This window comes from Siphonobacter sp. SORGH_AS_1065, assembly GCF_030818595.1.
Lineage (GTDB): Bacteria > Bacteroidota > Bacteroidia > Cytophagales > Spirosomataceae > Siphonobacter.
The window spans coordinates 3,146,169-3,169,162 of the sequence record NZ_JAUTAM010000004.1 but is presented as its reverse complement, the minus strand read 5'-3'; the positions used below and the strand labels follow the sequence as shown (position 1 = coordinate 3,169,162).

The window sequence follows — 22,994 nt, the reverse complement described above, 5'->3', positions numbered from 1 at the left end:
CGTGAATAGCTTTTTTTACTTATTAAAGTATATCTACCGTCAAATTATTTTAATCAAATTAATTCTTTGTTAAAGAATAATATTTTTACAATACATTAAGTATATAGTATCAATATTTTATTATTGAATAATACCTATTGTTTTTAAAGTACCTTCTATTTTTATTAGTTATAAAACAAAAAGCATCGATGTTAAAAACATCGATGCTTCCCTCGTTATTTATTAAAGCTAAGCCGCCAACTTCGCTTTAATTAGCTCTTATTGCTGAGTTCGTAATTTAAAGAGCATGTACAAATATAGACTGTTTTTTAAAACAGTCTATACAAATCTCTCTTTTTTATTAACAAAAAATATTAATTAAGAATAATTACGAATTAGAAGCTCTTATTTTGACTTAAATCGCCTTTTAATTTACTAAGCTGCCATTTGAAATGGGTTATTTCCTATTGGATAATCAAACCCTAAATGTCGATACGCTTTCTCGGTTGCTTCTCTTCCTCGAGGTGTTCTCATCAGATAACCTTCCTGAATTAAAAAAGGCTCGTATACTTCTTCAATCGTTTCGGCTTCGTCTCCAATTGCAGTGGCAATCGTAGAAAGTCCAACCGGGCCACCTTTAAATTTTTCAATAATAGCCAACAGAATTCGGTTGTCCATTTCGTCCAATCCTCCTTCGTCTACTTCCAAGGCTTTCAAAGATGTTTCTGCAATTTTCTGGCTGATCGTACCGTCGCCTAATACCTGAGCAAAATCGCGGGTTCGGCGTAGTAAGTTATTAGCAATACGTGGCGTTCCCCGACTCCGGCGGGCCAGTTCCAGTGCTCCTTCCGGCTGAATGGGGGTTCCTAACATGGATGACGACCGGGTAATAATTGTAGATAACAAGTTGGCATCGTAGTACTCCAGTCGGCAGTTAATCCCGAAACGAGCCCGCAAAGGAGAAGTCAGTAAGCCCGCCCGCGTGGTCGCTCCAATTAAGGTAAAAGGATTGAGACCAATCTGCACCGTCCGGGAGTTCGGACCGCTATCCAATAAAATATCAATTCGATAATCCTCCATTGCTGAATATAGATATTCTTCTACCACAGGATTCAGTCGGTGAATTTCATCGATAAACAACACATCCCCTTTCTGCAAGGTTGTTAGCACTCCCGTCAAATCGCTGGGTTTTTCTAATACTGGCCCCGTAGTAGCCTTCAGGCCGGCTCCCATTTCATTAGCCAGAATATGAGACAAGGTAGTTTTGCCCAAACCCGGAGGGCCGTGGAGCAATACGTGATCCAGGGTTTCCCCCCGTTGCCGGGCGGCCTGAACAAATATCTTTAGGTTTTCAAGCACTTTATCCTGCCCCGTAAAGTCATCAAAAGAGAGCGGTCGAAGAGCCCGCTCGAATTCCCGATCTTCTTCCTTGACGGATTTCTGCCGAACAATGTTATTCTCCATGTTGACCATTATTTTTATTCAAATATACAAAATTTATTACCTATATTTTCAATTTATATTCATTTAATGTGAATAAAATCTAGAATAATTAATCAAATAAGGTAAATAGTTATTATATTTGTATATAAACTTTTGACTAATCCAATCATGACTATTCAACGAGATTTGTTCTATCAGACACCCGACGGAGAGCATTTTTTCCGTCATACGGAAGGTTTCGTAACCATCGTTGCTTTGCGTGAAGATTGCCCAGCCATTCAACGACTTCGTTACTGGCCCGGTATGCTATATGCTTATGGATGCTTACCTACTTCGGCTGCTGCCTATGCAGATGCTTTTAATCAGACGGAGGCACTGTTACGGGAACTAGCTCCCAAGCAAGTGGACGAGATTCCTTTTGCCACGACTAAACTGGCTTCCTAACTCCTCAAGTCCTGTATGTCTACCAAATCATTCGCATTACTATGCATTCGGCAGGAAGTGGCTACCCACGGTCACCTGACGCCTGAAGGGATGAAGATTTACCGGGAATATAAATTGTCGGCCCGTGAGCTGTCAGAAGCGACGGCTCAGGGTTTGCACTTGTATCAGCAATGGAAACATCGATGAACGAAGACGAATACCGGCAGTTACGCCGCATTTCGAACAGCGATTTAAGTCGGTTCAGGGATTACCTGTTCGGACGTAAATCCTACATACCACCCCGAACAGCCACTTTTGGTCGGGCTTTACATGCTACTTTGCTGGAGCCGCACCGCCCGGAGATTCCCATTCATACGGAAGATCAGGAGCGTTTGACGCGTCTGGAAGCCAATTTGCGGGCTCATAAAGAATTCAACTGGTATCGTCAGTATTCGAAGAAAGAGCACGCTCAGTTATTCACGGACGTAACTACCTCTCTTCCCTGCAAAGCCCGCCTGGATATGGTGTTCAGAAATCAGGTGGTTCTGGATCTTAAAACGACTTCGGCGAATTCATTTGCTGACTTTGTGAATCAGTGCCATAACCTGGAATATGACCGACAGGCAGCTTTTTATTTGGATAGCCTGGGAGGTTCGGGTAAAGAATTCATTTTCGTCGGCGTTCAGAAAAAGGAACCCTATGACATTTTCTGGTTTAAAACCAGCCCTGAGTTTTTAGAACAGGGTCGGAAGAAATATCAATTTTTAATAGAAACCTGGAAGGAGGTTCAATATGATTTTACTGAAGGGAAGCCGTGGCATTTGGCTGCTTAAGGCTGAAACCATTGAAAGCGTTGAAATTGAATCGGATACCTCGATTATTACTACTGCAACGCAGCAAATTATTGTAGAAACCAAACTGAACTGGCAGGCTCTCAGCCAGTTATATCCACAATTGGATATGAGCCAGCTAGTAGCTCATACCAGCACCCAGCCCGCTTTTTAATAGCTACGGAAAAGTACAGATTAGCTTACGTACTTTTCCGTAAACTCTTTTTTCTGCTGTAAGTAATCAGGATTTTGCCGGGCTTCGTCCCAATAATGCTTGAAAATAGCCGCCGCTTTCGCCTTTTCGCTGGTTAAAGCATCTTCTTCCTGGGGGCGAATCTCATTTCCCTTGTGAATACTACCCTGTGAATACGGATATGATTTTTGCTCACCTTTTCCATCGTCTTCTTTTTCCGTATATTTTTTACCGCTGGCGTGATTAGCATAACGCCGAGCCCGGGTAAATCCCATCTGCAAATATTTTCGGGCCATATCTGCCCCTACAAAATCTTTTTCATGCAGGTATGCTTTAAACTTTTCATAAATAGCTTCTGCCGATTCTCTGGCCATGAGCTCCGTTCGAAATCGCCATAAAGGTAATAGTTCAGACTTATAGGGTTCCACCAGCAATACCCCCTGTTCTCCCACCCCAACCCGGTATAATTCGGGATGTTCACGAAAGTCTGTTTGCTTAAAATCAAGTGTATAGTTGAAGGCCTTGGTTACTTTTTTCTTCGTCATATGCTGATTGCTTTTTTGGACTAATAAAAAAAATGGCCCAGCCAGAAAATCCTGACTGGGCCTGTTTTAGGCGGGTGGAATCAATAACGTTATACAATATACGCTTACCAAAGCTGCTTCAATCCCTGCGAACGATAAGCCTCAAAATGACCATCTGGAGAAATTAAGGTGGCCCCTATGGCCAAAGATTGAGCTACCAACCAGCCACAGGTAATGCGGCTGGCAGCGTTTGGTAAAGCGGAAAGGTTCCGGTATTTCTCCAGAGCCAGAGCATCCATGGGTAATAATTGTAATTTATAGTGAGTCATTACCTGGTTCATGAATTCACCAAAGCTGACATTGATTTCATATAAATCACGTTTCATCTTTTCGGCCAGTTCCAGCCAGGAGCATTCACTCACATAGCAGGTAATGCCAGGCTCATTGATTGCCACCACCGCCGTCTGTGACAGTCGGTAAGCATCCCGAATGAGGTAATCCAGCGTTGGCGTATCTAGCAGTAAGTGCTTGGGCCAACGTTTGGGTTCTTTAAAATCGGTCTTTAACGGTTGTATTTCCTGCCAAACCTGAGCAGACACCTTGCCTACGAAATCTTTGGGCACTTTGGGAGCTTTACGCGTACGAGCAGCCACCGGGGCCATTACCTCAACAGGAATAACCGAGGATGTAACTAGTTTTGAAGGCATGGGAATAAAGAATTAAAGGTTCACAAATCATTAGGCCCTTTGTGAGTAGGCAGGATTTTTCTCGGAATAGCTTCCGTGGAAGCGTTCCAGGTATTCAGCCCGACGCTCAAAGTGAATATGCAAGAGCTGGATGATTCGCCGACGGCTCAGGGGCCTTCTCCAGCGACTAACCCGACTGCGGACTTCTTTAAACGCCACTACAAATTCACGATAACTTTCGTATGGAAACTGCTGGGCCAATTCTTCAGCTAGGCTTGTAATTTGAGCGGGAAATAAACGGCAATCCGCGTGGGCAATCTGTGACAAATCCGCCAGCGTAATCGCTAAAAGCTTTATTACCGTATCTTTTCCCAGTTTTCTACTGATTTCACTACACTTTGGAAACCGCCAGGCCGTTCCAAAAGTGGAGTTTTCCCGAACCTGTTCATACAACTCCAGCAATGCCGGAGACGGGGTAGCCACCTGCCGAACCGTTAAGGGTTGAATTTCCCGTAATAATTGATATTCGATAGATGGAAGCGTGGCCAAACGGCCTATCGCTGGCTCTTTATGCACTTTGATCATTTCAATTTCGGGAAAACCCCATTATTTTAGAAATATCAAAAAATTATTGAGCATTTTCAGCAATAATTTAAAAATCATTTGACTACTTTTGCTGAAGTCCACAAAAACTCTTGCACGGATATGGAACAAACCTCAATGGCAACTATCTACGAACGGTTATCTCACCTAATTCAAAGTAAAAAACTGACTCCTTACCGGTTTAGTCAGGAATTAGGCTTCTCAAAACCTGCCAAACTTTACTCCATTTTAAAAGGTAAAACACAACCGAGTTACGATACGTTATTGTCGATTGCTTCCGTATACGATGATCTTGATTGCAACTGGTTACTTCGGGGAACGGGTAATATTTTTATTCAAACCCTCCCTACTTACCCCTCTGAAGCCATCAATGCTGAAACGAATGGACCCCTTTCTGGTTTGGAGTTACTGCAAAAACAGATTCAGTTTCTTGAAAAACAAGTTCATGATCGCGACGAGGTTATTGCCCTCCTTAAAGAACAAATCGTTGTTCTTCGTGACGTTATCGGTAGCATTAAGCCTACTCAAACCGAAAACAGTCTTTAGTAATTAGAAAGAACCGCCAACTTCACTTTCTCACGAGTCATTTCCAGCTGGCGGTCTTTCTTTTTGCGGTTAGGCCGCTTTGCTAGCCAATTCTTTCGGCGATTCTGGCAAAGAAACCAGTTCAGCTTCGGGTAATCGGTTGTAGAATTTAGACACAATCCGATGTAAAGCTGAATCCGTCAATGTTTCGGCCCGATACAAATGATGATCCCGGGCAAAATCGCGGTATTCTTTCGCAAGCTCTTCATTGCCCGTCCGGTACGAGAACCGAGCGATGTACCAGGATTTTCCTGAATCTGCTTTGCTCGTCACTTTCTCTGGTTTCACTGTAATGATTAAATCACACAGCGTTTTTCTTTCGTAAAAAACGGGTTGCATCATACGGTACAACTCTGAAACGGATGTGTTGTTAAACATCAGCGAAGCCACGCAGTTATCCGAATCTACAAAGAAAAACTCCGCCCATACTTCCTGCTCACTTCTGGTAAAGAGCGTATCTTCAAAAATCCGGTACGCGATGGGTTGAAATGAAAATTCAGTAACGGGCTTACCGATGGAATCCGTCAGGATTCGTTCTCCGTATAAATTAAACTGGCCATTTTGACCGTTGAATCGATATTCGCGTGGGTGGCCTTCCAGATACAGAAACTTGCTTTCTGCAACCATTGCTCCCGTTTCTTCATCCACTCGCTCAATCTGATACGATTTGAGATTTCCTTTTTCTGACGAAGCAAGTGCTACTGGGTTCGATGAATTCATAGCCATAGTGTTTTTTTAGCGACTCAATAAAGTCTATATCTTTTGTACAAATATAAAATAAAAATTTAAAATTATACAAAAAATAAAGACATTTATTCACTTTTTTTATACACTACTCGGAAAGCCGCTGAATAGGGAAATTATTTTCAAAATAGCCCGCGAAACGCCATAATTCCCGAATATCTTCCCGGCGAACGGGATAAGGGGCATAGCGATCATTCAATGATTTTAGTACAAGCACTCCCTTTTCGGCAAGGTAGTTATAAATCATTTTTAATACGACTCCTTCATCCTGAGTAACGACCAGACAAATCGAACCATTCTTGACCGCTTCCCAATTTTCGATGTATTCCCCAAAGACTACCGCTCCATCGCGTAAAGGAGGCATGGACTCACCTTCGTAAGGGAAGGCCCGGTATTTACGATCGCGAGCCAGAAAAGGCAGGTGAAACGTAGGTAATTTGCCAATAAAATCCAGATCACCGTAGCCTTCTGCGTACCCACCTAAAGCCTTAACATGAACAAATTCAACGTTTTCCTGATCCTGCGTATCTACCGTTGTGGCTAATACCCGAAGTTCAGGAACTTTAGGCATGTTTACAGGCTCTTTACTGAGATCTTTCCGAAGTAGGTCATCTACGCTTACCTGAAAGAAATCTGCTACTTTTACTAAATCACCGTAGCGAGGCTCCGCCCGTCCAGATTCATAAGCAGCCCAGGTTGACTTTTTTAATCCTAATTCATCCGCCAGACGTTGCTGAGAAACCTTCCCCTCTAATCGACCGCGTAACTGAACTAGATTTCTGGAAAAAAAGTCCGGTTGTGTTAGCTCTTCAGCAGATATATTATCCATTTTTTTTAGTCAATTCTTATAACTTTTGAACAAATATAGAATTATTTTCTCGTATCGAACAAGAAACGTACACATTTTTTGGTTCAAAAATTTCAATAAGAATTATATAGTAGTAATTATGCTTTTCTATAGAACTCTACCAGGGTAGGAATAGATGGTCGTTATCGACAATGGATGATGCCTACAAATGCTGCTTCCAGTGGCAAAGAATGTAACCTAGCGACCGAATTGCTGTACAAGTCTATGTTCAAAAAATCAATTTAATGAACTGATAACCTAATAATGCCGCTGCTAGCGTGGCCCAGCCAGCTTGCTGTATAATTCCGTGCTCAAAACAATAATAATTCAACAGCCTACTAGTCTATAAACGCCGCTGCCAGCGTTTCCGCTGGCAGCAACTACTCTTCCATACACTTTACAAGCCGACAGCGGCAAAAGTCATTACAATTTCAACGAGATTCCACTCGTCACCCAGCGACCGGGTTGCTGTACAAATCCGTGTTCAAAGTAAGACTGATTCAACAGGTTATTGGCATCGACGAATAACCGGAACTTTGGACGATTCCAGGAGAGGCGGGTATCGACCAGGTGAATCGTGGCGTAAGGCTCGGGGGCAGTAGTGGCATCCCATTGGTATTCACCCTCGCGTTTTTTGAGCGTATACCAAAGATCCAGCGAAAGATCTTTGGCCAGCCGCACATTCGCTCCTACACTCAATTTATGCCGCAGGTAATTCAGGGTATAAAACGACTGGAAGTTATTTTGCTTCTTATCCGCCCAGATGTAGGCATAATTGAAAGTTAGTCGTTGAAACCAGTGTTTCTCATTACCCAACACCTGAGCCATTCTTAAAGTATACGCTACTTCCGCCCCAATCGTGTTCAGATTATTAATGTTTTCAATGCGGGGAACGGCCTGATCGGGACGTTTGATTTTGTCGATAGCCGTACTGCTTTGCCGATAGAAAACAGAAAGAGTCGTTTGGTCAATCGCTGTAAATCGCTTCGTTCCTACCTCATAACTCCAGGCTTTTTCTGGCCGCACATTGGGGTCAGCAATAACGGTAGAGGTATTACCATACATCTCCGTAAAAGTCGGGTAACGCACCGCCCGATTCACACTTCCATAAATGTTAAGTGTTTCAGAGAGCGAATAAGAAGCGTCCAGTCCGGGGTACCATTCGTTACCAAACTGCGAGTTGATGTTAAATAGCGTCCCTGCCACCAGCGTCAGCCGATCCCAGCGTTTGAATTGCTCCAGGTAAAAATTGACATTATCCCGGTCTTTGCCTAAAGTGTAATTATTACCGAAAAAACCCGGCACTTCCCGCGACTTTGCTAAAGCATCTCCTAGACGGTTACTAATGATGGATTCCCGCCGCCACTCGGCTCCAAAGGAAGTGGTACCCCAGGCATTCGTCCACTTGTTACGCCATTCGATATCATAGACGTTGGTTTGGTGAAAGTTAATGGAAGCCGGTTTGGTGTAGCGATAGTTATTGAAATCGTACATATCATAATGCCGCCGCCAGGAACCCGTCAGGTTTGAATACCAGCTTTTGGTTAGCTGTCGGTCAGCTTGAGCCACCACAAAATACTGCTTTACCTGCTCGTACTGATTGTTGAATTTGGGATGATAAAAATTGGAAGCTCCAAACTGATTATCCATAAAACCACCCTGCAAGGCCAGCGTCGTCCGGTCTAAGTGGAAAGCCGTTCTTCCGTACAGATTATGTCGGTCAAAAGCGGTGTTATAGGCATATCCATCGCTATGAATTTTTTCAGCCGCTACGAGTGTTGTCTGTTTTTCGGTGGTTAACCCCAACCGCTGTATTTAATTGATACAGACCATATTGACCTCCGGCGGCTCCAATTTGTACCTGACTGGGCTGATTCTTTTTGGTAATGATGTTAATAACCCCTGAAAAAGCACTGGGACCAAACACACGCGAAGCTCCGCCCTGAAGAATCTCTATTTTCTCAATCATTTCCAATGGAAAAGGCAAATTGAGCGAATGGTGGCCCGTCTGCGGATCATTCATTTTAACACCATCCACCAAAATCAGCGTCTGATCGAAGTTCCCGCCGCGAATACTCACGTCGGCCTGTACACCCAACGGAGCTCTCGACCGCACGTCGACGTTCAAAGCGTATTGCAATACGCCATCCAGGGTCTTAACGGGAGCTTTTTCGATTTCCTGAGCGGTAATAACGGTGACGTTACGGGCCGTTTTCCGAATATCCGTTGATTGTAGGTTAGCGGTCACTGTAACTTCCGATAAACCAACAGTTTTAGTGGAATCCTGAGCGTACAAATGGGCAGAAAGGAGAAATGCAACGATGTATACTATACGTTTCATGTAATAAACAAAGCATAAGGACTCAGCAAGATTTAAAATGGATCATTCATGAATGCCTGGGCACTAGAATTCCATCACACTTCTGTGAGTGAGTTAAGAAAAAGAAAAACAGGGTACAATCGGGTAAAGGCTAGTGAACCCTGAAGATTCACAGCAAAGGAACAACCCGATCAATCGAACTTAACGTTCGAGCGTAGCAAGGGAATCTTCTTCGGAAAAAATCCGAGCAACAGCCTGATAGTCAATCTTTCCATTATCTTTTCGGGGAAGATTGCGTAACTCCAGAATACGTCTGGGCTGTTTGAACGTAGGTAAGGAATGTAATAAATGGGTTTTTAGCTGCTGGCTATAATTTGCCTGAACATGACCCGGGTAACTGGCACTAAACACCAGATAGATATCGTGCGAAAGGTCCTCCCGAAGCAAGCCTATGACAGCTACTTCGGTAACAAAAGGTAGCAGTTTCGCACTGTTTTCTATTTCTTCAGCAAAAACGTTCAGCCCCCGACGATTAAACATCCGGCCCGAACGGCCCATCAGAATCAGGCGTCCGTCTTCGATTAACCCTAAATCAAAAACCGTATTAACGCCCCGGTAATCGGGTGATACATAGTCACTTTCAACCAAAATTCGCTGATCAACGATTTTGATTTTTACGCCGGGAAAGGCCTGCCCCACCGCGTAACTATGCTGAATAATCTCCTGATTCTGCTGGTAACTGACGTGCCCTAACTCGGCAGCACCGTAATACTCGGTCAATAAAACGTCGGGGCAACATGCCAGCAGAATTTCCGCTAATGAAGCCTCCAGCTTTTCCCCCGCACTAACCAGTGACCGGATTCCTGGCAGCGATAATGATTTTTTTGCCCAAAGCCGATAGTGCGAAGGCACCATAAACACTGAGCTAATCTGCTGCTCCTGCATTTGTCGGGGCCAGCTGGCAGCCGACTTCAGTGAAGTCATGACCACCGTGCCTCCCTGCCAGAGCATATGCAGCACGCTGTTCAGGTTAGCCGAATAACTCAGGGCATCCAGCACAAACAGACGGTCATCTGGGGTAATGCCAAATACGTCACTTTGATGCGGGAAAGCCGTTACCCAGCTCTGGTAGTCTTTCCAGATTACTTTGGGAGTTGACTCAGTCCCAGAGGTTAATACACCCAAAAACCGATCTGTCAAGGTAGCGGACTGTATATCGGTCAGAGCTACGCTTTCCTGATTTCTTGGTGGTAAAGTCGTCGCTTCTTCCTGTTCAAGCAAGCCCTGAATTTGCTCCTCATTTAGCTGAGTAGAAGCCATAATACTGGCTTTCCCAAGAGCCAGTAACGCCAGTAAATCCAGCAGATTTTCCAGCGAATGGGCGTGCGTCAGGATAACTTTGGGGGCAGTGACTCGGTGCTGGTAAGCCCCCGCCCGATACTTAATCTCCTCACTCAACTCGGCATACGAAAGACTCTGCAGGCCGTACACGATGGCCTGCTTTTCAGGAAATTTTTCAGCGGTATGAAGAATTCTCTGAACGATCACGCGTTGAGATTTTCGATCATTAGAGCGATTCCGAGTCCTCCGGCAACACCGACCGTTACGAGTCCAAATCGCTTGCGGGTATGTTCGAGAGCCCGCATGAGGTGAATTAAATTAATGATTCCAGAGGCTCCGAACGGATGTCCGTAAGCCAAATTGCCCCCAAAGATATTCACTTTTTCTTCGGAAATATTCCAGTGCCGCATAAATGCGAGTGGTTTTACCGCAAATGACTCATTGATTTCGAATAAATCAATCTCCTGAATCGACCTTTTACTTTGGCTTAATAACCGCTCCGTAGCCCAGATTACCCCAGCCGGAGCCATCGTAGGTCCCCCCCCTGCAAGAGCCGAAGCTACAATCCTGAATTTGGGCTGAAAATCAGCTTTTTCCGGTGCATTGATTAACAGAACTCCGGCAGCTCCGTCATGTAAATGAGCGGTATTGGTATGGTCAATTAAAGCTGAGGTTTGCGTTGCCCATAACTGAGATTCCAACAGATTTTTGCGGATGGGCTGATCGCTGAAAAAATTTTGATACGGAAGACGAATTTCCTTCAATAGCTGTTCCGACTGGCTGGCTAACTGATGGCTTCGAAGCGTCCAGCGGATCATTTCTTCTTTCGTGATGCCATACGTTTCAGCAACCAGACGAGCCGCTTCGGTCAATCGCGAATCACCCCAACTTTCGGGAGCAAAGGTGGCCTGCGTATAGTACGTGTCTTCATCCTGATACCGAAAATCACGCGTGTGATACTGTCTTCGGGGGGCCAGGCTGTTGCTTTCCATACCTCCCGCAATCACACACTGACTCATTCCACTTCGAAGCTGGGCTTCGGCCATGATCACCGACCGCAGTCCCGCTCCGCACTGCATATCAATGGTCGTAGCCGGAATAGCTACTGGAAGTCCGGCTTCTAGTAAGGCATAACGAGCCATGTTTCCACCCGTCCCCAGGGCATTTCCAAGCATTACTTCATCCAGCGTTACCGAAAGAGAAGGATGTTTACGAAGAAACTCCCGGAGTATTTCAGCCATTAATCGCTCAGGAATTTCGGTCTTGTAATAGCCATTTGCTTTACCCGTAGGCAGGCGAAAACCTTCGACGATGTATGCTGACATTGGATGCAATTAAGCTTGAATAACCCTGCGAAGGTAAAATCTTATTCAAAAAATGCCGTAATCCAGGTTCTGATTACGGCATTTTGCGGAAGTAACTATTTTCCTGTTACAAAAATGAATCGCTGTTAGATCGCCTTTGTACGTGACATTAGGCAGGTAAGTATTCTTTGCGTGCTTCTTCCACGAGGGGTAATAACGCATCTATGCGTACCTGCACCTCATGTACCAACGGCTGAACCAGGTTAATATCCGCACCTTTGGTACCATACTCCTGTAACTTAATAAATGTAGGCGTTAGTTCTTCTGCTCCAATCATCTGAACGGGCGATTTTAGGGCATGGGCAATTTTCCCTACTTCCTCCACATTACCCGCCTGCAAAGCATCATTCATTTTTTGGAGCTGTAGAGGTGTTTCTTCTAAAAATACGGTTAATAAGTCCGCCATCGATTCGTGATCTCCGCCGGTTACATCGTTCAAATAATCAAGATTAAGTGTAGGAGCCATCATTTTTGGATCGTTTTTTAGAGCATTTTCAGAATGTACAAAGGTAGGCGTATTAATCTGAAGCATCTTCCGAACAATTTTATATAAATCATTCATCTGGAAAGGTTTGGATACGAAATCATTCATACCCACCTGCAAACAATGCTCCCGTTCTCCCACCAGGGCATGAGCCGTCATGGCTACGATCGGCACATCCAGTTTCAAAACGGTTCGAATTTGACGGGTAGTTTCATAGCCATCCATTTCGGGCATCTGAATATCCATCAAAATCAGATCGTACCTGTTCGATTTTAATTTCTCGAGGGCTATTATTCCATTGCCTGCCACTTCGGACGAATAACCCATTCGGCTCAGTACGGCAGTAGCCAGCTTCTGATTCATAGGGTTGTCCTCTACAATCAGGACTTTAATATGTAGATTAGACTGGCTACTCGAAGAAGCAACCTCTGATTCTTCGAGTACCTCCTGCCGGGCCACTTCGTAGGGAATATCGACAGTAAAGGTAGAGCCCAATCCGGGCGTGCTAATCACCGCAATAGATCCTCCCTGCATCTCTACCAGCGAATGAACTATATTTAATCCTAAACCCGAGCCGCCATACTGACGCGTAGTAAATGAACTTTCCTGCCGGAATCGTTCAAAAATGTGGGGTAATACGTCTGTGGCAATCCCAATGCCTGAATCTTGCACAACCAGCTTCACCCAGGCTACGTCACCTTCCTGGCGGCTATAATGAACACTAATGTGTATTTTCCCTTTCTCAGTAAACTTGATAGCGTTCGAAGCCAGGTTTAGTAATACCTGGGTTAATCGCGTTGGATCGCCCAGTACCACCGAGGGTAAATTCGGATCAATCTGCACTTCCAAAGCCAGTTGCTTATCGAAAGCCGCTGGTTGAAGCATAATTTTAATGGATTGCACCAAAGCAGTAATACTGAATGGTATTTTCTCGAACTGAAGCATGCCTGCTTCAATTTTAGAAATATCCAGAATATCGTTAACAATGGTTAGCAGATTACGACTAGCGGTATTAACGGCTCTTAAATATTCAATCTGCTCCTGAGTTAACGGACTAGTTTCCAGCAAGTTTGTAAATCCAATAATCGAGTTAAGGGGCGTTCTGATTTCGTGGCTCATGTTTGCCAGGAAGTTTTCCTTCATCAAAGCCGCTTTCTCAGCCATTTCCTTGGCTTCCCGCAGTCGCGTATGTGACAATAATCGATCTGTAATGTCAACATAACTCGAAACAATATACTGAATATTTCCGTCTGTATCATACACAGGGACGGCTGAATTCAATAACAAGGTACGTTCTTCTCCAATCCGCAACTCCATATCGTCCACCTGAACAGCCCGTCCTTCGAGGGCCTTGAAGTAAGGTCGTTCTTCATGCGGGTATTCTTCGCCAGTTGGAAAACGATAAATTTGTAAGGAGCGGAATAAGGTATGGTACGAATCAAAAACCGACTGTTGCCTCAGCATCGTACGCGTGTTTTTGTTGGTATAAAACACCTTTCCCTGCTGATCATAGACAATAACGGCGGCTGGAATGGCATCCAGAATTTCCTTCAGTCGTTTTTCGTTTTCCTGTAACTCCAGGTTAAGTTTCGTTCGGCTTTTCAATACTCGAAACAGCAGAAAAACGGCTCCGAGAATAATAATAACCGCCACAAGTGTTCCAACAAAAATGCTTAGAATTGCTTCGCTCGCCGACTCTTCACTCTCCTGTACGCGTTTGGCAAGCAGGGTTTGTTCATCGTCCTGAATTTCAACCAACAAAGCCCGCAATTCATAGGTCTTATCCAGATAAGCCCGCCCCGAATCCAGCTTCTGCATACTATCCTGTATACTAGTCTGAAGGAATAGCTTCTGCCCTAGGTTTAGTTTTTCAAGAAGCTTCTGATTAAAAAAACGTAATCTCTTTTTCTGGAGGTCCGTTCGGGCGAAGTCATTTAGATCTTTCGACTGATCAATCAGATCTTTTGCGTTTCGATTAAAATCTGCTAGGAAATAGGGATTTTTACTGAGCAAATGTCCCCGCAAGTCATTGTCGATATGCGTCAGTCGAGTGTCAACCTGTTCCGCTTTTTCGAGAATCACGTGCGTATGAGTAATCCAGTTATTGGTCGTTACCAGCCGTTGGATCGTCTGATGCCCATTAATTCCCAGAAGGACTTCTATAAGAAACCCTCCCCCTAACATTAAACCTATCCAGAATTTAAGTCGCATCCGTGAATGTGCAGTCGTATTGAATATTTTTAATTTATAGTTATAATAGAGCTATTTAGATGATATATCAGTTAGTAAAGACAATAGGGCTTGAGGACGCAGAGGCTTCATAATGTAGCCATTAACGGCTTCAGAATTCAATATTTCCTCCGTTGGCACATCTCCAGACATAATGTAGATCTGCACCTTAGCATCAAATGATCTGATTTCTTTGCTGGCTGTAAAACCATCCAAATCAGGCATTTGGATATCCATTAAAATAAAATCGAAAGACGTTTTACGAGCCAATTCTATGGCGGCTAACCCGCCTTCTGCTGTCTGGACCAACGCACTCGTTTTGGCGACTACCCGCTGGGCTATCTGTAAATTAAAAGGCTGGTCGTCTACCAATAATACTTTTAGCACAGGAAGATCAGAACTAGCTAAAGATTCGGACATGTTCTTGTTGAAGGTACAAACGTTATAAATCCAGTTGTAAACAATATGTACTCTTAATAAACGCAGCAAAGCACGAAGTTATCGATTAAGCTACAAAATAAAAATAATTGTTCCTGCGGAGTCTGATTCCGCTGGTTCGTAACCCAATTCGGGTTCTAAAAGTTCTGTTTTTTGAAAGTCTTAGAGGTTGGCTAAATTGATCTTTTATTATAAGTTAGAGACCCTGCTTGAGTCTCTCGTTTCATTGCTGAAAACCCCGTCGTCTGTCCTCCAAAGCGAAGAACCTTCATTACCTTGAGAACGTATTAGATCATACGATACCTTTAAAAACATCAAAGCCGTCTCATTCTACAGAAGTGCTCAGCACTGGTTTGAGATTCCATCTCGTTCCTCCCAAGTGGCAGGTTCTACCTGTCGTTATCCCTTCAAGCTTGTCATTTAGAGCAACTTACTGGTTTTTGACATACTAACAATCAAGGAAGGTGATTTCAATCCTAAGTAAGGTCTTCCAGTTAACCAAGCCCTTTGTTTCTTGCTATATTTCTTTGCCTTAGACGGTAGGAGCTTACTTAGTTTCTTAACCAGATTTTATCCGGGGACTTAAATGACACCCAACTAATTTATCATCAGCGTCTGTCATCCAGAGCGAAGCGAAGGATCTGATGACTTTTTCGAGCGTATTAGGGCATGCGGTAACTTGACTAAACCAACCCCGCCCCGTTCTACCCAAGGGCTCTTGTTACGTTCGAAAAGCTACCCGCAGTCGCTCGGCTCTAGCCGAGTGGCTACCTAGCTCTAGGCCTCTGGCCGGTAGAGGCGAACCCCTAGCGGGTCATAAAACAACTTTTCCCAAACCAAAACAAGCTTGCTAACATCGGCCAGAGGCCTACCAAACTACCTCGTCACTCGGCTAGAGCCGAGCGACTGCGAGGGTCATAGCCAAGGAACTCCTTTCGATTGTGAAGGCTTTAAAAGTGATAATTCGTAGTATAAAACAGGCTTTGTTGATCAGGCTACATTCGCTGAAGAATAAAAAAGAGTCCTCCAGGTCAATGATTTTAACCTAGAGGACTCTTTATCAAAGTATGATGTATTTACCACATAACCCAGGTGTCTTTACTTCCGCCACCCTGCGAAGAGTTTACTACCAGCGAGCCTTTATTCAAAGCTACACGGGTTAAACCTCCGGGAATGACGTTAACGTCTTCACCATAAAGAATATAAGGTCTTAAATCTACGTGACGGCCTTCAATGGCACCGTCTACCAGGCAGGGTACCCGTGACAGAGAAATGGTAGGCTGAGCAATATAATTTCGGGGATTTGCTTTGATTTTTTCCCGGAAAAGAGCGTGATCTTCTTTCGTGGCTTTGGGACCAATCAGCATGCCATAACCGCCTGCTTCATTGGCTTCCTTTACTACCAGATTTTCAATGTTCTCCAGCACGTAAGCACGGTCTTCTTCTTCCCGACAGATGTACGTCCGAACGTTAGGAATAATAGGCTCTTCATCCAGGTAATATTTGATGATTCGAGGTACGTAGGCGTAGATCACCTTATCATCCGCAACGCCCGTTCCAGGAGCATTCGCCAGGGCTACTCTGCCTTTTTTATACACATCAAAAATCCCCGGAATGCCAATCAGCGAGTCCGGGTTGAAGGCCTGAGGATCCAGATAGGTATCGTCAATGCGACGGTAAATAACGTCTACTACCTGAAAACCCTTGGTAGTTCTCATTTTCACGTAACCATCGTGAACTACCAGGTCACGGGCATCTACCAATTCTACGCCCATTTGCTGAGCCAGGTAAGAATGCTCGAAATACGCTGAATTATAAATGCCCGGAGTTAACACGCAAACCGTAGGATCTGGCCGTCCCGAAATGTATTGCAGCATCTGCAACAATCGGCTTGGGTAATCGGAAACCGGACGAATGTCGGTACGGGCAAAAACTTCAGGGAAGGTCTGCTTGAGTAACTCCCGGTTTTCGAGCATGTATGAAACGCCTGAAGGACAACGCAGGTTGTCTTCCAGTACCATGTATTCGCCGTCGTCGCCTTTAATCAAATCCGTTCCGGTAATGTGGCACCAGATTCCTTTGGGTGGTTTAAGGCCCTTGCAGGCGGGTAGAAAGCACTTCGACGATTCAATCAAATCGCGGGGAACAATGCCATCGTTCAGGATTCGCTGTTCATTATAGACATCGTCGATGAACATATTAATGGCCTTAATTCGCTGAATCAGACCTTTTTCCAGCTTGGCCCAGTCTTCATTCGGAATAATACGGGGGATAATATCAACGGGCATGATACGTTCGGTACCTTCATTTTCAGAATATACATTGAACGTAATACCCATGGCCATCAATGACCGCTCGGCGGCTTGGTGTCGCCGAACCATTTCTTCATAGGTTAATTGCTCACTTCGTTGCTTAAAAGCTTCGTATCCTTTCCGAACGTTTCCGTCGGCATCAAACATCTCATCGAAAAAACCTTCCGTCTGATAATTGTCATAGGAAAATTCCATAGGTGTCCAGTTGTTATAAAATCTAAAAATTCCTTAAACAATTATTAAAACCTCTACATAATCGGAAAAATAACCAATTAAGTATAAGCATACAATAGATATACCAAATCTTATACCGAATTACTCTACAAATTTGGGTATGAGAAAAAAGCCCTCTGGTTGGAAAAATACAAAAAAGACCAGCAGTTCTCTGCTGGCCCTGGGTAATTATTTATTTCGTTCAAACAGTAAAGCCGCCGAATTAATAGTGTACTTCAATCGCCCCGGAGCGGAGCCATCCGGCGTAGACCGCCCCAGGTAAGCCCCGCAACGACTGCAAGTCAATTCATTACCTCGGCCACCGGGCATTTCTGTTTCCTCTACATTACGAGGATTGGCTACCCGCGAAAACGTGGGCCAGCCACTACCGTTATCGAACTGGGCATCCGTTTTGAACAATTCAGCATTACAACATACACAGCGATAGCTTCCTTTCTCCCGATTGTTCCAGAACTTTCCGGAAAAAGCCCTTTCCGTCCCTTTCTGCCGGGTTACGAAATACTGCTCGGGAGTAAGAATTCGCTTCCACTCTGAATCAGTTTTTTCAACCGGGTATCGCTTAACCGGATTCTGAGTCAGTAGGGTGCCCACCAAAGGTGTTATTAAACAGAATTTAAGGAAGTGTCTTCTTTCCATTACGCAAATCAATCCGTCTTAATAATGCAGGTTTTGGAGTGATGTTCTCGTTGATACTTAGGCAACCTATGAACGCGTAAAAGGTTTAGTAGTACTTGATCTTTTTAGCTTTTTTATCGCCTCCAAAATCTTAATCAACTACCTTCTTTACCAAATACTTGTTCAAAAAGATACGCAAAACGGACTGGTATCGTGCGATGTTGAGCTTTTTTAACAATTCTATGATTCCTGCTTACTCATTCGGGACAACAATCCTTCCTTCATGGCGTACATCGAAACGCGGATATTTTTCAGACCGTATTTCCGCAGGAGGAAGGCAATGAGGCAACTAGCTACCACGATCATATCCGCCCGATACGCTTTCATACCGGGAATTTCCAGGCGTTGGTCATGATCAGAAGTAATGAATTTTTCGTAGGAATCAATGAACGAAGCCAGCGGCAACTCTCCGCTAGTTAACGATAGATCAGGCAATTCGCCGGTTTCACGAATGGAATGAATGTCCAGTAAAGTCTCGAAAGAACCTGCCGATCCAATCAGTTCGTGGGCTTCGTACTGGTGTACGGCGTTGGTTAAAGGCACCAGTTGCTGTTCCAGGTATTCATTGAGCTTACTAATCGAATCGGGCAAAATTGGATCGGTTTGATTGAAGCGATCCATCAATCGTTGCCCACCAATTTCAAAACTTTGTTTCCAGAACAGTTTCTCGTTGTTGCAAAGAATAAATTCTACACTTCCACCGCCAATATCCACAATGAGTGACGTTTCTTTTCTAAGCTTCATTCCGGCTTTTACCCCTTCATAAATCAGGCCTGCTTCTTCTTCGCCTTTGATGATGGTAACCGTTATGCCGGTTTCTTCCAGCACTCGCTGGGAAAATTCGGCCTGATTGGAGGCATTGCGAATGGCACTTGTACCCAGAGCCGTAATTTTCTCAGGCTCAATGTTATATTCATCCGTAATCTGTCGAAACTGTTTCAATACCCCGATGGCCCGACGGATCCCTTCATCAGAAATTTTACCTTCCGAAATTCCACCTTCGCCGATTTTGGCGGGTAAACTGGAATCGTGCAGAATTTTAAAATTCCCCTGCTCCATTTCCGCTACCACCAACTGAAAAGTATTCGTACCCAAATCTATGATCGCCTGACGTTTCATGTGTCGTATGCCTTGATGATGAGGCCATTTACCTATAAATAAAAAGAAAAAGGGAGGGGCTATGCCCAACATCTCCCGCGGAGAATTCCCTACTGATCGAATCCTTCGCCAAAGTTGTTAATAAACTATTGAAATTTTGAAATAGAAGCGTATATTTGCAATCCTGTTTTGGAGTTGAACCATTCAAATTGCCGAATAACACACATGATTATCGTTCAAGTTAAAGAAAACGAAAGCATTGACAAGGCTCTCAAACGTTTCAAGAAGAAATTCGAAAAAACGGGCGTAATGCGTGAACTTCGTTCTCGTATGGCGTTTACGAAGCCATCAATCACTCGTCGTCACCAGGTCATCAAGGCGGCTTACCGTCAGAAGATGCAGGAAAGCGAGCAACAATAGTTGCAGTAACGGATTCAACAATCCCTTACGACGGCATATTTAGCCATCCTTTTGACGGGGATGGCTTTTTGCATTATAGCCCTTCAGGAGAATTAGATAAAAATGTAGAAGGTAGTTCCGCAGACGATAGCTCCTAATAATAGCCCCATCAGAATCTGCCGGGGAGTGTGAGCATTAAGGTACAAACGGGCACTCATCAGAAAACCCGTTAATAACGTAACAATCAGGAAAGGCATGAGTAAACTGCTCAGTCCCAGCTTCAGGGTTAGGGCCAGTAAACCGCCCAATACTCCGCCCATTCCCGTGGCATGAGCTGAAATTTGCCAGTAGAGACTGATAAAAGCGACACAGGAAATGGAAAAGGTTATACTGGCCATTACTACTGTTACCTCGGGTAACAACGCCATGTAGCGAAACGACGCATAGGAGAAAATGGTATACAGCATCACAATGACCAGGTAAGGCAATCGCCGGTCCTGTAAATTTTCCATGGTGAGGCTTTTAATCACTTTCAGCCGATACAGTACGTATAATAAATAACTGGGAATCAGAAAAGTAAAAAAGAAAACCAGTAACAATAGCCCTGCTCTGAAGGATAATTTGATACCAAAAAAATCGATGGTTTGCTCGCCATTGAACGCCGCCAGATTGGCAACGGCAGGCGTGGCTGCGTAAAAAATAATTCCGAATAAAACGGTCGGAATTAATAAGGGATGCAGAACAAACGAAAGGAAACGGGCAAGGGCGGTATTCAAGTGTTAAGGTCTAGTTTGTGATTCGACTAACAACAAAGGTAATTTCCCGTACGCCCTTCACCAAAGAGCAAAGCTGGTCTGAGGTGATTTTTAATACATTCCTTAGGATTTATTTACGCTTAGCCCAAGCCAGACCAATTTTAAGATCGACAAAAGGATAAATTCCACCGATAACATAATGACGACGTTTGTCGTAAGCACCCGCCTCTACCCAATTACTTATCATTAGTTGCCCATTAGTTGTATGGGTTACCTCGTAATGATTACTAGTGGATTGTGATAGCGGCATTCTCAGCCCGGCCTTTAACTCCAGAAAACCATTGGTAAATAACCGTCGCTGAGCACCCCAGGCCAGATAGGCATCCCCATACGTATCATTTCCGCCACTGATACTAACGTAATGCTCTAATTCACTGATTTTTGCCACATTACTAGTACCATTGACTTTACTCCAAAACTTTTCCCTCATGTAGCCCATCGTCAGGAAATTTCCAGACAGGTTATCCGATTGTTTCCCCCGCCGAATTCGCTTGTTCATGTTGTAATAATAGCGGCTTTCAAGGGCTAAACTGACCTGCCCCACTCGAGAGGCTACTTGGCTTTGGTTAAGCTCCTCCGGGTCAACGTACTTACTCCGAAATTGGAAACTACGGCCATACACGCTGCCTTCCAGTTGGAAGGAAAATGGACTGGAGCTTAATTTCCGTTCATACGCCAACGATGTTCTGAGGTAGTTATCATCGCTGGAAAAACGAATGGGATTGTTTAAATCCAGTTTCCAGAGCGAGCGGATGGGCTCAAAACAGCTTAGTATTTCACAATTAGAAGAAGTTTTTTGTGAGTATTTGGTAAACCCTAAGCCCAGTAAAGTTCTGGTTTCAATAAACCAGTTATATCGACCCGAATTGTAAAAGTTGGGATTGAAATTATCTTTATATCGATTGAAATTCAATCCGCCAAGAACGGAGAAATCAATCAGTCCTCGTTTCTTAAATCGCCGCTGAATACCGTATACCACTGCAATGTCCTGATTACTGTAACCCAGACCAGGGTCGTTGATACTCTTGGTAAGCATGAACCGAAAGGAAGATTCCAGCGACAGACCTATGTAGTTTTCGGAAACATTATTAACACTTTTCCCCATTCGTATCCGTTCGTTCATGCGGTAATACCAGCGAGGCTGAATCATAAAACGTAAAGAACTAACCAGATAGCTACCTACGGCAGACGGTATAGCCAATTCAGCGTTAATAGACCAGGCCGGACTAAGCTTTCGTTCGTAAGCCAGGCGAATAAACCCTACCCGTTGAAGTGTACGGTATTCGAAACCATCGGGAATGAGCATTAGTGGTGGAAATCCATACTTGGCTGTTGCCAGGGGCACTACAATTTTGAATATGCTCTTAGCGGTTACCTGACTTTGAAAAACATCTCCATAGGTGTCCAATAATCGTTTCTTCTCAACAAATGAGGTATCAATGTCCGTGGAATATTGCACATACGTACTGTCATTCTGAGCATAAAGGGTATGGGTTAATCCAGACAAAAGCAGCACTAATAAACTTTTCTTCATAGCTATTATTGAAGGCTGACTGTAGCAAAGGAGGTTTGGATGTCAATCAGGCCACCCTTTTTAGATTTTAGGAAAGCTTTTCGTTCGTCAGGCGTATTTTGCTCCCAGGTGAAGTTGAGTTTGCGGGGTAAGTCCAGACTACCGTAGGAAGCCTGAAGCTGATAATTGAAAGGAGTATCATCCTCGTTTAATAGTCGGACGGCTGTTTTTTGAGCTTTTACTTCCAGTTTCATTAACTGCCTCGTGGCTTTTATCTCGACACTGCCTCCCTGAGCGTAGACGGAACAAATGCCTCTGAGCTCTTCCACTTTCAGTTTCGTATACTCGGAGTTTACCCTAATTTTCCCCGTAATGCGTGAGGCTTCCAGATTTCCGTACTGGCTTTTTAGCTCTATATTCCCCACTATCTGATCAATACTCATGTTCGAAAACTCCGTTGAAGCCTGAACATTAGCCCGAAGACCCTCCAGCTTCAAAACGCCAAAATTTTGTTTGATGGTTAAGCCACAGGAAGCGGGTAACCAGATAATCAGACTGGTCTTGAAGGAAGAAGTCAACTTTCCCGAAGATGGCATAACGACCAGATTCCTGAGAAATAACTGCTTGCCGGATCGTTCTCCTACAAATTGAAGCGACTCTAGCTCTCGTCGGGCTATACTTCCGTCCGGGTGGCGAGCCGATAAGTTTACCTGTACCTGTACGCTTGGTTTATCCCAGGCCCGAACTTCTACGTCTGCCCGATCTGCTACAATGTTCAAACCCAGGATTCCTTCATAATGCTGCTCAAGGGATCGGCTAACTACCTGAAGCGTCGTCTGGGCATAACTTACGACGGTTAACAGCCACCCGACGCTCAGTAATCCTAATCGTTGAATACTCATTTTCATACCTTAA

The 22,994-nt window shown here is 44.2% G+C and carries 24 protein-coding genes; 6 read left to right on the top strand and 18 right to left on the bottom strand.

Annotated elements, in window-relative coordinates:
* Positions 1-414 precede the first annotated feature (414 nt).
* Entirely contained in the window at positions 415-1,443 is a 1,029-nt protein-coding gene (ruvB, locus tag QE390_RS13720) for a Holliday junction branch migration DNA helicase RuvB (protein ID WP_106635661.1), read from the bottom strand.
* 147 nt (positions 1,444-1,590) lie between these two features.
* On the opposite strand from ruvB, the gene QE390_RS13715 reads away from it, so the two are divergent.
* From QE390_RS13715 to QE390_RS13700, 4 genes are read left to right on the top strand one after another with little or no spacing between them, the layout of a single operon-like run.
* On the top strand, positions 1,591-1,866 hold the full coding sequence (locus QE390_RS13715) for a hypothetical protein (protein ID WP_106635491.1): 276 nt from the start codon (positions 1,591-1,593) through the stop codon (positions 1,864-1,866).
* Positions 1,867-1,881: 15 nt separating this feature from the next.
* A complete protein-coding gene (locus QE390_RS13710) occupies positions 1,882-2,052 on the top strand; it encodes a hypothetical protein (protein ID WP_157830215.1) in 171 nt (56 codons plus the stop codon).
* Positions 2,049-2,678, top strand: a complete 630-nt coding sequence (locus tag QE390_RS13705) for a PD-(D/E)XK nuclease-like domain-containing protein (protein ID WP_307142555.1) — start codon at positions 2,049-2,051, stop codon at positions 2,676-2,678. Before QE390_RS13710 ends, QE390_RS13705 begins: the two co-directional genes overlap by 4 nt.
* A complete protein-coding gene (locus QE390_RS13700; protein ID WP_106635489.1) occupies positions 2,638-2,850 on the top strand; it encodes a hypothetical protein in 213 nt (70 codons plus the stop codon). Before QE390_RS13705 ends, QE390_RS13700 begins: the two co-directional genes overlap by 41 nt.
* A gap of 20 nt (positions 2,851-2,870) precedes the next feature.
* On the opposite strand, the gene QE390_RS13695 is transcribed toward QE390_RS13700, so the two are convergent.
* The 3 genes from QE390_RS13695 to QE390_RS13685 form a co-directional block, all read right to left on the bottom strand.
* Entirely contained in the window at positions 2,871-3,413 is a 543-nt protein-coding gene (locus tag QE390_RS13695; RefSeq protein WP_307142554.1) for a DUF4385 domain-containing protein, read from the bottom strand.
* A 104-nt stretch (positions 3,414-3,517) separates the two neighbouring features.
* On the bottom strand, positions 3,518-4,099 hold the full coding sequence (locus tag QE390_RS13690; RefSeq protein WP_157830213.1) for a type II toxin-antitoxin system VapC family toxin: 582 nt from the start codon (positions 4,097-4,099) through the stop codon (positions 3,518-3,520).
* A 30-nt stretch (positions 4,100-4,129) separates the two neighbouring features.
* Positions 4,130-4,663 carry a hypothetical protein gene (locus tag QE390_RS13685; RefSeq protein WP_307142553.1) on the bottom strand — a complete coding sequence of 178 codons (534 nt, stop codon included), beginning with the start codon at positions 4,661-4,663 and terminating at the stop codon, positions 4,130-4,132.
* A 120-nt stretch (positions 4,664-4,783) separates the two neighbouring features.
* Between QE390_RS13685 and QE390_RS13680 the strand changes: the two genes are divergently transcribed.
* Complete coding sequence (locus QE390_RS13680; protein WP_307142552.1) at positions 4,784-5,227, top strand: helix-turn-helix transcriptional regulator; 444 nt, start codon at positions 4,784-4,786, stop codon at positions 5,225-5,227.
* 69 nt (positions 5,228-5,296) lie between these two features.
* Here QE390_RS13680 and QE390_RS13675 read toward each other — a convergent pair whose 3' ends face one another.
* The 11 genes from QE390_RS13675 to QE390_RS13625 all read right to left on the bottom strand — a co-directional run bounded on the left by QE390_RS13675 (position 5,297) and on the right by QE390_RS13625 (position 19,373).
* Positions 5,297-5,986, bottom strand: a complete 690-nt coding sequence (locus tag QE390_RS13675) for a hypothetical protein (protein ID WP_106635484.1) — start codon at positions 5,984-5,986, stop codon at positions 5,297-5,299.
* Between the two features lie 112 nt (positions 5,987-6,098).
* Entirely contained in the window at positions 6,099-6,839 is a 741-nt protein-coding gene (locus QE390_RS13670; protein ID WP_106635483.1) for a LexA family transcriptional regulator, read from the bottom strand.
* 441 nt (positions 6,840-7,280) lie between these two features.
* Positions 7,281-8,663, bottom strand: coding sequence for a TonB-dependent receptor domain-containing protein (locus tag QE390_RS13665; protein WP_307142551.1), 1,383 nt, complete (start codon positions 8,661-8,663; stop codon positions 7,281-7,283).
* Positions 8,620-9,198 (bottom strand): TonB-dependent receptor, encoded by a 579-nt coding sequence (locus tag QE390_RS13660; protein WP_307142550.1) that lies wholly within the window; start codon positions 9,196-9,198, stop codon positions 8,620-8,622. The genes QE390_RS13665 and QE390_RS13660 overlap by 44 nt, the downstream gene beginning before the upstream one ends.
* 180 nt (positions 9,199-9,378) lie before the next feature.
* Positions 9,379-10,725 carry an AMP-binding protein gene (locus tag QE390_RS13655; RefSeq protein ID WP_307142549.1) on the bottom strand — a complete coding sequence of 449 codons (1,347 nt, stop codon included), beginning with the start codon at positions 10,723-10,725 and terminating at the stop codon, positions 9,379-9,381.
* Positions 10,722-11,843 (bottom strand): thiolase family protein, encoded by a 1,122-nt coding sequence (locus tag QE390_RS13650; protein WP_307142548.1) that lies wholly within the window; start codon positions 11,841-11,843, stop codon positions 10,722-10,724. The genes QE390_RS13655 and QE390_RS13650 overlap by 4 nt, the downstream gene beginning before the upstream one ends.
* Before the next feature lie 148 nt (positions 11,844-11,991).
* Entirely contained in the window at positions 11,992-14,577 is a 2,586-nt protein-coding gene (locus tag QE390_RS13645; RefSeq protein ID WP_307142547.1) for a response regulator, read from the bottom strand.
* 51 nt (positions 14,578-14,628) lie between these two features.
* Positions 14,629-15,015, bottom strand: a complete 387-nt coding sequence (locus tag QE390_RS13640) for a response regulator (RefSeq protein ID WP_307142546.1) — start codon at positions 15,013-15,015, stop codon at positions 14,629-14,631.
* A gap of 1,094 nt (positions 15,016-16,109) precedes the next feature.
* Complete coding sequence (locus tag QE390_RS13635; RefSeq protein WP_106635477.1) at positions 16,110-17,540, bottom strand: circularly permuted type 2 ATP-grasp protein; 1,431 nt, start codon at positions 17,538-17,540, stop codon at positions 16,110-16,112.
* Positions 17,541-17,747: 207 nt separating this feature from the next.
* Positions 17,748-18,170 (bottom strand): peptide-methionine (R)-S-oxide reductase MsrB, encoded by a 423-nt coding sequence (gene msrB, locus QE390_RS13630; RefSeq protein ID WP_307143551.1) that lies wholly within the window; start codon positions 18,168-18,170, stop codon positions 17,748-17,750.
* Between the two features lie 264 nt (positions 18,171-18,434).
* The gene (locus tag QE390_RS13625; RefSeq protein WP_307142545.1) at positions 18,435-19,373 is read right to left on the bottom strand and encodes a phosphatase; all 939 of its coding nucleotides are present in this window, start codon (positions 19,371-19,373) and stop codon (positions 18,435-18,437) included.
* A gap of 204 nt (positions 19,374-19,577) precedes the next feature.
* Here QE390_RS13625 and rpsU point away from each other — a divergent pair, with 204 nt between their 5' ends.
* Positions 19,578-19,772 carry a 30S ribosomal protein S21 gene (gene rpsU, locus QE390_RS13620; protein ID WP_094811467.1) on the top strand — a complete coding sequence of 65 codons (195 nt, stop codon included), beginning with the start codon at positions 19,578-19,580 and terminating at the stop codon, positions 19,770-19,772.
* 92 nt (positions 19,773-19,864) lie between these two features.
* Here rpsU and QE390_RS13615 read toward each other — a convergent pair whose 3' ends face one another.
* The 3 genes from QE390_RS13615 to QE390_RS13605 form a co-directional block, all read right to left on the bottom strand.
* On the bottom strand, positions 19,865-20,527 hold the full coding sequence (locus QE390_RS13615; RefSeq protein ID WP_307142544.1) for a phosphatase PAP2 family protein: 663 nt from the start codon (positions 20,525-20,527) through the stop codon (positions 19,865-19,867).
* Between the two features lie 109 nt (positions 20,528-20,636).
* Positions 20,637-22,100, bottom strand: coding sequence for a hypothetical protein (locus QE390_RS13610; RefSeq protein WP_307142543.1), 1,464 nt, complete (start codon positions 22,098-22,100; stop codon positions 20,637-20,639).
* Between the two features lie 5 nt (positions 22,101-22,105).
* Positions 22,106-22,987, bottom strand: a complete 882-nt coding sequence (locus tag QE390_RS13605; RefSeq protein WP_307142542.1) for a DUF4097 family beta strand repeat-containing protein — start codon at positions 22,985-22,987, stop codon at positions 22,106-22,108.
* Positions 22,988-22,994: the final 7 nt, after the last annotated feature.